This window comes from Rhizobacter sp., from assembly GCA_021153565.1.
Lineage (GTDB): Bacteria > Pseudomonadota > Gammaproteobacteria > Burkholderiales > Burkholderiaceae_C > Albitalea.
In genome coordinates this window covers 1-8,679 of the sequence record JAJKJU010000029.1, presented here as the reverse complement: position 1 = coordinate 8,679, position 8,679 = coordinate 1, and the positions used below count along the sequence as shown (strand labels likewise).

At 58.5% G+C, this 8,679-nt stretch carries 4 protein-coding genes; 2 read left to right on the top strand and 2 right to left on the bottom strand.

The features are described 5' to 3' along the window. Positions 1-658 precede the first annotated feature (658 nt). Positions 659-2,515, bottom strand: coding sequence for a hypothetical protein (locus AC30NL_RS02215; RefSeq protein ID WP_489462383.1), 1,857 nt, complete (start codon positions 2,513-2,515; stop codon positions 659-661). Positions 2,516-3,238: 723 nt separating this feature from the next. Between AC30NL_RS02215 and AC30NL_RS02210 the strand changes: the two genes are divergently transcribed. Continuing rightward, positions 3,239-4,378, top strand: coding sequence for a hypothetical protein (locus AC30NL_RS02210; RefSeq protein ID WP_489462382.1), 1,140 nt, complete (start codon positions 3,239-3,241; stop codon positions 4,376-4,378). Then, positions 4,338-4,649, top strand: a complete 312-nt coding sequence (locus AC30NL_RS02205; protein ID WP_489462381.1) for a hypothetical protein — start codon at positions 4,338-4,340, stop codon at positions 4,647-4,649. Before AC30NL_RS02210 ends, AC30NL_RS02205 begins: the two co-directional genes overlap by 41 nt. Before the next feature lie 955 nt (positions 4,650-5,604). Here the strand turns inward: AC30NL_RS02205 and AC30NL_RS02200 are convergent. Further along, the gene (locus AC30NL_RS02200; RefSeq protein ID WP_489462380.1) at positions 5,605-7,908 is read right to left on the bottom strand and encodes a hypothetical protein; all 2,304 of its coding nucleotides are present in this window, start codon (positions 7,906-7,908) and stop codon (positions 5,605-5,607) included. Positions 7,909-8,679 lie beyond the last annotated feature (771 nt).

The window sequence follows — 8,679 nt, the reverse complement described above, 5'->3', positions numbered from 1 at the left end:
TTGCAAATGCTCGCCATAGCCAAGCTATGGCTGCGCTTTGCGCCTAGATCAGGCGCCTTTTGACGTGCTGCTCGGACACGCTCGAAATACTCTCAGCCTCTCACTGGTCGGATGTGTTCGCGGCGACCTGCGGCGTGCGACGCTGTCGCCGCATTTGCACAGCAATGAAGCCACATGTGGCCCTCAGTTGGGGGCGGCATCCGGCAAACCTGCCCCCGTGGACATGGGCTGACTGGGCTGTTCTCTTTTTCGCAGGAATCCTTACGCTGGGCCTACAAAGCGCTCATCGGGACGCGCCTGCGCGCTCGAAATGACGCTGGCCGACGCACCGAAGCGGCGGTAGGAGCGGTCGTGCTCAACCGCATGCTCGCGGCTGCACGGCCCAACTCCGTCCGCACCGTGCGCGAGGTCAGTTGAGATCTTGGGGAAGGGGGCATCCTCGTCCCGCTTCGCATCCATGCAACAACGCCGCCTTGAGGTCAAGGACACCCATTGCGCGGCGCAATCACTCCTCAAGAGGCAGGACCTGCTGTGGCGTGTCGCGGCCGAGCCTCTTTTGATAGCAGACAGTGATGAACTCCGACCCTGTCTGCGCGCAGGTCTTGCAAGCGACCATCGCCCCGGGTCAGCGGACCCGCGCGCTTGTGGGCCCTACCGTTCAGGGCAACTCATCCTCGGGAACAAGACGACAGCTGTCCAGTTTCAATCGCGCTTCTGCCGTCCGAAGTCCATTCACAATGGCAAAGAGCTGATTGGCCTGTGCCGGCTCCAGACGATCCTGATGCTTGATCATTGTGATGAGTGGAAAGACCATATCTCTTTCATCATTAAGGCGAGACGTTGCCTGCAGAAGCCGGTTGACTTGAGGGGTGTTCAAATGCTGGACGCATGAGGCAAGCCCGATCAGTGCGAAGGCTTTGCTGTTGTGATCATTGATTGAGATGGCGGCCGCAATGAGTCGATCGATCTGACTTGGCTCAAGATGGGGCGCGGCATCGTAGATCTCCGTCATTGCATAGCCCCGTATGTCCTCATCAAGTTCGATTGTGGCGACCAAGAGGCGCTCGCGCTGTGCCCCGCTCAGATGTCCTATACAAGACATCAGTCCGCGAAGCGCCGTACTTTTGTCTTCGTCATCGGCCATGTGCTCCACGGCAGCAATGGCACGGTCCTGTTGCTGCGCGTCAAGAAAAGCCATTTCGAAGCCGCAAAGGGCTTCTGCCTGAACCGACTCGTCCGCCATGCCAATGACAATATCCACAAGGCGCATTCGCTGAAGGGGGTCCAAATGAGCCATTGACTGGCACAAGCCATTCAATGCATGGGCCAAGTCCTCCTCGGCTGCTTCCTCACCCTCAACGATTGTGAGGATTGCATCAAAAATTCGATCCCGAGATACATCCTCGGGCTCTACTGGAAGCGGCAGCAGATGCTCCAGGTGTTCCGCGATTCCGCCCAGTGCCCATGCGCGAGACGCGGCATCGGTCATTTCAAAAGCCTTCTCAACCATGAGCCGGCGCTCACTGTGATCAAGATGAATCATATGTGGCGCAATACGATCAATTGCGATAGCCCTGGCTTCTTGGTCGTTAAGGTTGAGTGCGGTGTCAAGAAGTACCTTTCGATCCTCAATCTCAAGGACGGCAGCGCCTTTTAAAAGATCGCTGATGCAACTAGCCTTTTCGTGATCGTCGTTCATCGTCACGGCTGCTTGAATCAGGCTCATTTGCTGCGCCCGATCCAGGTGAGCAAATGCCTTTCCAAAACCACCAATCGCCTGGCCCCTATCCATCTCGGCGCCAAGCTGGATAACCGCTTTTACCAGGGTGTCTCGCTGGCCTTTGTCAAAGCAATCGATTTTGGGCGTTAGTTTTTTGAGTCCTGCTCCAGTCGGATCCGCTGCCGCCAGCGTAATGAGGCGTTGTCGCATGCTCGGCGACAGAAGCCGCCTCATCCGTGCGAACGGATCCATATTGCTCATGATGCTGAAATCCGGTGCATCACGCACGATTGAATTCGCTTCCTCGACCCTTCGGCGGAGATTGTCATACCGCAGTTCCCGATCGCTGTCGATCACGTCCCGAAGCTCTTTGCAAGTCATCTTCAAGGAATGGAGATCTTTGAACGTCTCGTACGTGTCGCTGCCGTTCAAGGCCCGTGCGATCCGCTCCTGAAGGTCGCCGGCCCATCTATTCAATGGGAATGGCCGAGTCTCGGATCCTTCCGCGTTGTCAGTTCCCGCGGCCGGCCGAGAAGACGGTGAGGCACCGGATGACGACGATGAAGCATCCTCGGGCCACGTCGGCTGCCCAACAGAGCGGAAAGCCAGCAGGGTCGCGCGCGGAGCCATCGAGTTCGGCGCAAGGCTTGCTACTTCGGGTCCCTGCCGCACGTTCTGGGGCATGCCAACGGGGCCGGCCAGCCGCCGTTTCTGTGGCGACGGCTCATCGCTCGTTTCCGGCTCGACTGGCCGCTGCGCCCCTGCGCTGCTGGCGTCGCTGTGAATGCGTTTCATGACGTGTGGGCTCCTGAGCCAAGAGGCGGGCTCCTACGGTAACGCGCTGGGTTTCGTCCAGCCGCGGCGAAGCCGAAGCTGGGTTTGAATTTCAGAACCCGCCGAAATTTCCGTCGGCGAGTTGCGAGCCCGCGGCCGACGATTGCAAGCTCGCTCGCAACTCGTCCTGCTCTTCCAAGCCGGCCCAGGGTAAGGATTCGAGCGTGCCGCATTCGTTGCTTCACGCCCCCCCCGGGCGAAGGGGGTTGCAGATTCGCTTCTCGCTACATTGCTTCGTCAGACAAGACGAAACCAGACAGGACTAGGCCATCCTATCTTTCGTGATACGACGGCATCGCAGTGTTGTCAGCAAGCGGTGCGTATGTGGTGCGTATGGGGTCTTGGTAAGTTGAGTGGAGCTTCGAATGGGCGAACGCAATATTCGGTACTTTGGTACCTGAGTGGCGAGCAGCGCGAAACTTTCCACAAGAAGGTGGCGATATGTTAAAGATTTTGAAAAACTTAGGCCGTATCGGGGCACTTCCGGCGCCCGCACAAGACGGTACGTCGGCCCCCGCGATATCGCCCGACCATGCGAGACCGTCCCTTAACTCAAATTTCGCTGGCCTTAAGCCTCGCGGTAGTGGTGGTAGTGCGCCTCAGTCAACGCCTCAGTCCACCTCAACGGGCCTGGCAATTGGCGTGCGGGCACCGGGCTCCGACCTTTCAATGCCGCCTCGAAACTTGACAAAGCTGCATTCCGATGTTGAAGAGCGAAATTCGAGAGCAATCCGGTCCGCTGATGGCAACTCAACCGGTTCACCGGCCGGTACGCGGCTGCCAGGTCACGACGCTCGGCGCGCTTCAATGCCGCGCGACGGCATGTCAAGGATGCGGTCTATTTTTATGTCGCGAAGTGAGGAAGAAGCCCTAGCCCTGCAGAAACGTATGGAAGCCCTGCGCGGCCAGACCATTGATCCCGCCGTCGCAACCAAAATCATGGCCCGTTCTAGAGCAGTGGAATTCGACGGCTTCGGTCGAATTTTGAGCTTCTCGAAGGGGACTGTGTCGCCGAAGTTGCTTACCAAGCTCGAAGCTGCGGTCATCAAGCCGCTCGCAACGACCAACACTCGCATCCAAAGGGATGCCCCCAGGACGGAGCGCGAAATACTCACCAGGGCCATGCATCTTCTGGGAACGTCACATAGTCTTGCTAACCAGATGCTGCGTGATGACGCCAAACAGCTATTCCTTTCGGGGAGTCTCACCCGCGAATCAGTCGCCGCCTTCGTCAAGAAGGCCACTGGGGTCCTTGGACAAGCAGGAGACGTGCTGATGGAGGACCAATTCAACATGCAGGAACACCTGCTGCATGTGCTTGCGATCAACCTGAGAAAAAAAACTAGGCCGTGGTACAACCATTCTCCGTCGCTGCAACAGTTTATGTCGTCCCCGTCCATGGATACGCTCAAGGCATGCTTGGCCGAAACGTCCAATGGTGTTGAGGCCGTCAAGGTGCCTTCTATTGCCACGTGGATGGCGGTGATTATCAACACTCGGGAAGGGATAGAGATACCGGGGTGGCTGCGCGACGCCAATAGCTTCTACGATGCCGTCGTCGTACCAGAGAAGCCGACTCAAAAGTCCGATCTTCATGGTGTTGTCGCCCAAGCCCCCGGGAACTGGCTTCACTACCATCCCAAACCCACGACGATCGACAACGGCATGACCGGGTCTAACGAGACCCACAAAAAGGTGCATTCACCAAGCAATCTCTCCAGATTTGAGGTGAATGCGTTGTCAACCGGGCAGACAGTGGTCAGCGGCCCGTCCGGTACGCCTGATGGCCTTCTTCGGTCAGCATCTGGCAAGCGTCAACCCTAACTTCTCGCAGAAGGAACATCACCTGAACACGCTGATGTTCCTCGTGTTCGATGGCGGCCATTCGACACAGGAAGTCCTGTCGACACTCGATGCCATCAAGTCATCTAAGGACCCGACATTCCCGGGTTCTCCGTCGGTGGCGGAGTTCGCTGGCGGCTACGAGTCAATCGCAGACCTCAGCAGCAGCGGCGCAGGCAAGCAGGCCCTCCAAGAGCGGCTGGACAAGGCAACCGAATTGACCGTGGATTACTTTGCGCAGAACGTTGCATGAGCAGACAACTCTTCGCCTTCGGGCACTAATTTGTGAGTCGCTTTGGAGAACCAACCGATATGCACGCTTCGTGCGCCATCCATACACAACCCCTCGGTCGCCTAGGACCGCGTTATCCGAATTTCGGGGCGGCTATGCGGCGATCGCGAAACTCGCTAACAGTAGTGCGGACAGGCATGACCTACAGAATGGGCTGGATCGGGCGACTCAAAGAACGGTGGAGTACTTCGCGGCGCACGTTGCATAGTCGGCAGTTGAGTAGCTTGCGCCTGAACGAAAAGTCATATTTTCAGAAATTCCAATGGCGCTGGCATGTCTGCAACTGTGCTGTCGCGCCGATGAACTCGAGACTTCTGGATCATCGGACGCGACAAACGTAGAGGAAAGCAGAGTTGCCACAATAGTGACGGGAAAAATGTCAATCCGCGTTTGACGACGAGCCGAACCGGCCGCAAAGACAAGCGTGGCGCGGGGCGGCGGGCTTGCAAAGCAAAGTCGTCACTCGATGCGTGGGAGGTTTTCCGATGAAAGCAAAGTCGCCACTGACGCGCGGCACCCGGCCCGCGCGGCGCGACAGCCGAGGATCGCGCGAATGATGGCCGTGCGCTCCTTTCGATGATGCCGCTCTTGGCGTCCGTGCCGAGTTGGGCAGGGCGCTCGCAAAACCCGAGCGCAGCGGTGTCGGCTTCGAGAGAAATCCAGAGATTGAAGATCGCGCGATCGAACAGTCGCACACGTCGAGAAAGCTTGGGGTTGAAGGCCTCCAGCATACAAGCGCCCGGTGGACGCGGGGTGTCCAGCGGTGTGGTGTAGCGCCGTGAAGATCCCTTCATAGTTCAACACCTTAGGCATGAAAATCAGCGGCAAAGCTGCGAATTGAGCGAATTGACCTATTTGCTTTGCGCTATTGCAAGTTGACAACTTTGCTTTGCTAGACTGAACCACGCCCGTTCTTTCAAGCTCGCAAGGCTGCTGTCTCTGCTTTTTGCAACAACCCTTCCAGCAATGCCGGAAGCTTTGCGCTCTTGTCATCTTTTGGGCGGGCGCTTTCGCCGCTGGTGTTGGTGGCTGCATGAGCGTTTTCCAGCATCTGCTGAAGCACGGCAAGTCTGGCTTCTGGCGGAAGGCGCTCAACTTCCTTTACGAAGCCTTTCAAAAGCAGATCTCGACTCACATGTCGCTTGAGTGGATCCGAGGCCCGCATCCCGAACTTGACGGACCTTGCGAGCGCCGCAGGCAAAGCGTCGAGAGCCAAGGACTTCAGCACGTTGACTCGGCTCGCATCGTCGCTTATGCCCTGCAAGCCAGCCAATATCTGGCTGACGGCGGCGCGTGGAGCGAGCTTGGGAAGGGAACCAGCCGCTTCGGCGAGCTGGGCCAGCAGCGCTGCCCCGCGTTCGTCTCGACGCATTTGTCGTCCTCCATCGTCGTAGTCGATCAAAAGATCAGAATCGGCTCGCCCGTCAGCCGCCAACACATCCGCTACATGTGTCAATGCGGTGTCGAATGGGCTCAGACGCAAATCTTCTGGCAAGGCGGGAACAGCAGACGCGAGTTTCAAAAGCGCCTTGCTTGCTGAACCATAGCTATCTGTCTTCTCGAACAACCGCGGGATCGACTGCTGCACCCATGCGAGCGCTTCCTCCAGGCTCTGCGACTCTAGTCGGGATAAATTCTCTGCCAACCCAGCGATCACGTGATCGAGATCGCCGACGTCGAACCTTTCATACGCGAGCACCCGATCCACCAGGGTCCGCATCTCGTTCCAAGTAGCCTGAAGCTCCCCGTCTGGCACATTGACAAGCTGGTCTGCCAAGTGCCGTACAGCCTCCAATGCGACCGGATCCTTCTTGCCTGCAAGTCTGAGCAGTGGCGCAAAGCCTTGCCGCTGCAGTCCCCGGTCATGGGCTTCGTGCATCGTTTTCGAAAGTATTCTGAGCAATTCACTGCCGGGCCTACGCTCTGCTTGCTGCAACAGCGTCGCAAAGGTGGCAGCTTGCTCGCCTGCTTCCATTGTCAGGATCGGAAGGCAAAACGCTGCGCACCTTGCAACCGCCCCAGAGTGGCGGTCGTCCATCGGTAATTTTGAAAGCGCGGACAATGCCGAACGCGTATTGCGGGCCAGATCCTCGGACGACATGGCAGTCCAGGGCACATTCCTGAAAATCACGCGGAGAACCAATTCCTGATCTCTAGAAGGAAGCTCCTGAATCTGATCGAGAACGAGAAGCGGCAGCAATCCTGGATGCTCGATATGCTTGAACGCAGCCGTTGCATTGAGGACAACACCCACGAGGTCTTCCTCTTCGAGGCCGTCCACGCACTGAAGGATCTTGCTCAACTCGTTACCAGAGCCGTCATGCGCTGTCGATCGGCCTGCCTGTATCAGTGCTTTCAGACAGCTGGCTCGCATCCAGTTTCCCGGCAAGCCCTTGATGGCCTCCAACGTGTCGTCGAACACTTGACGACGCTGATGCGTCACGTGCTCCATGGCGGCAGCACAGGCATGGAGCACGAGTGCCCGATGCTTGTCTCCTACGCCTGCGATCGATTCCATGATCTTGTGCACGGCTGCCGCTCTGCCTGGGGGGCCCTCATAGGCGGGCTCTGGAGCGAGCTCGGGCAGTAAATGAACCGTCTTCGCGAGCTTTGCAAGCACAATTTCGGATCGTTCTGACGGCGGAAAAGTGCCGATCAAGGCCATCGTGCGGTCGAGCGCTTTTTGACGCGCTTCGGGCGTCAGGTTTGGAATCATGTTGGCCAGCAATGTGACCATCGGACCAGCCTGTTCCGCCGTTGTGGCTTCCGCCAGTTGCATGGCATGGTTCCATGTGCGATCGAACGCCTCGGAGGGTTCGGACGCAGCTTCCATCTTCTGCGCCAGCTGCAGCGGCACCGGCCCGAGTTGATCGATGGGCAGCGCTTGAGCGAGAGCGAGGAGGTGGTGCACAAGGGGTTGCGCCGCCTCCGCCGAGTTTTCGGACTTCTCCAGGGCTGCACGCGCATCGGCGCGAGCCGCGGGCGGCAGGGCGTCGATGTGGCCGATGAAGGCGTGGACCAACATGGCGTGCTCGGCTGACTGGCCGATCTTGTCGGCGACGCTTCGTAGCAATTCGCGCCGCGTGGGCGCATCTTCATTTGCCATGGCCGCCGCCTTCCTCAAGCCAGTAACCACTGCACCAACCACATTTCCTGAGCCGGCGATTGCTTGGACGACAGCAATGCTGTCGGTTGCTTCGCGCAGTGTCTTGTCGGTCAATGAGAGTGCGAGTGCACTCCCAGCATCGAGCCGGCCGGCGATATTTCTCCACAGGTCCCTCGGCAACTCACGTGGCTTTGCATCAGTCGTTTCAGGGAGTGTTGCACGCCGTGGGGATCCGCCCGTGGCGGGCGGCGGGGCGCTACGGCGCGGCGCATGCAGCCCTTCGAGAGCCCCGAGGCTCGGCGTCACAGCCGTTCGCTGTGCGGTCGAGGCGTTGGAGGTAGAAGGACCTTCATTCAGCGGCCGAGTGCTGCTCGACGCCGTGCCGATTCGACTGGGTGTCATGTGGGTGCCATTTCGCAACTATGTGACGTCAGAGGCTGAGAGTATTTCGAGCGTGTCCGAGCAGCACGCCAAAAGGCGCCTGATCTAGGCGCAAAGCGCAGCCATAGCTTGGCTATGGAGAGCACTTGCAACGACGATCAGGGGGCTTTTGGCGTGATGAGCGGGCATGATCGAAATACTCTCAGCCTCTCAGTGTGCGGGCCAAAATGGCGTGGCGGTGAACCGAAGCGAAACCATTCCTGGAAAGCCGAAGCCGCGAGCTGGGTCACCTCTGAACCTTCTACGCCCCGCCGAGTACCCATGCACTATGGCGAGCATTTGCAACGACGAGCAGGAGGCTTTTGGCGTGATGAGCGGGCATGATCGAAAAACTCTCAGCCTCTGAGTGCGGCTTTGAGCACACGTGGCCGTCAGCTTCGCGAAAGCGGTCTTGGTTTCGCACGCCCACCCGCCGGCACGGGGCCGTCAGGAATACTTGCGCCA

What these genes read in the sequence shown, in the direction of transcription:
- AC30NL_RS02215 (WP_489462383.1), bottom strand. Translation starts at nt 2,515, where the DNA reads ATGAAACGCATTCACAGCGACGCCAGCAGCGCAGGGGCGCAGCGGCCA.
- AC30NL_RS02205 (WP_489462381.1), top strand. Translation starts at nt 4,338, where the DNA reads ATGGCCTTCTTCGGTCAGCATCTGGCAAGCGTCAACCCTAACTTCTCG.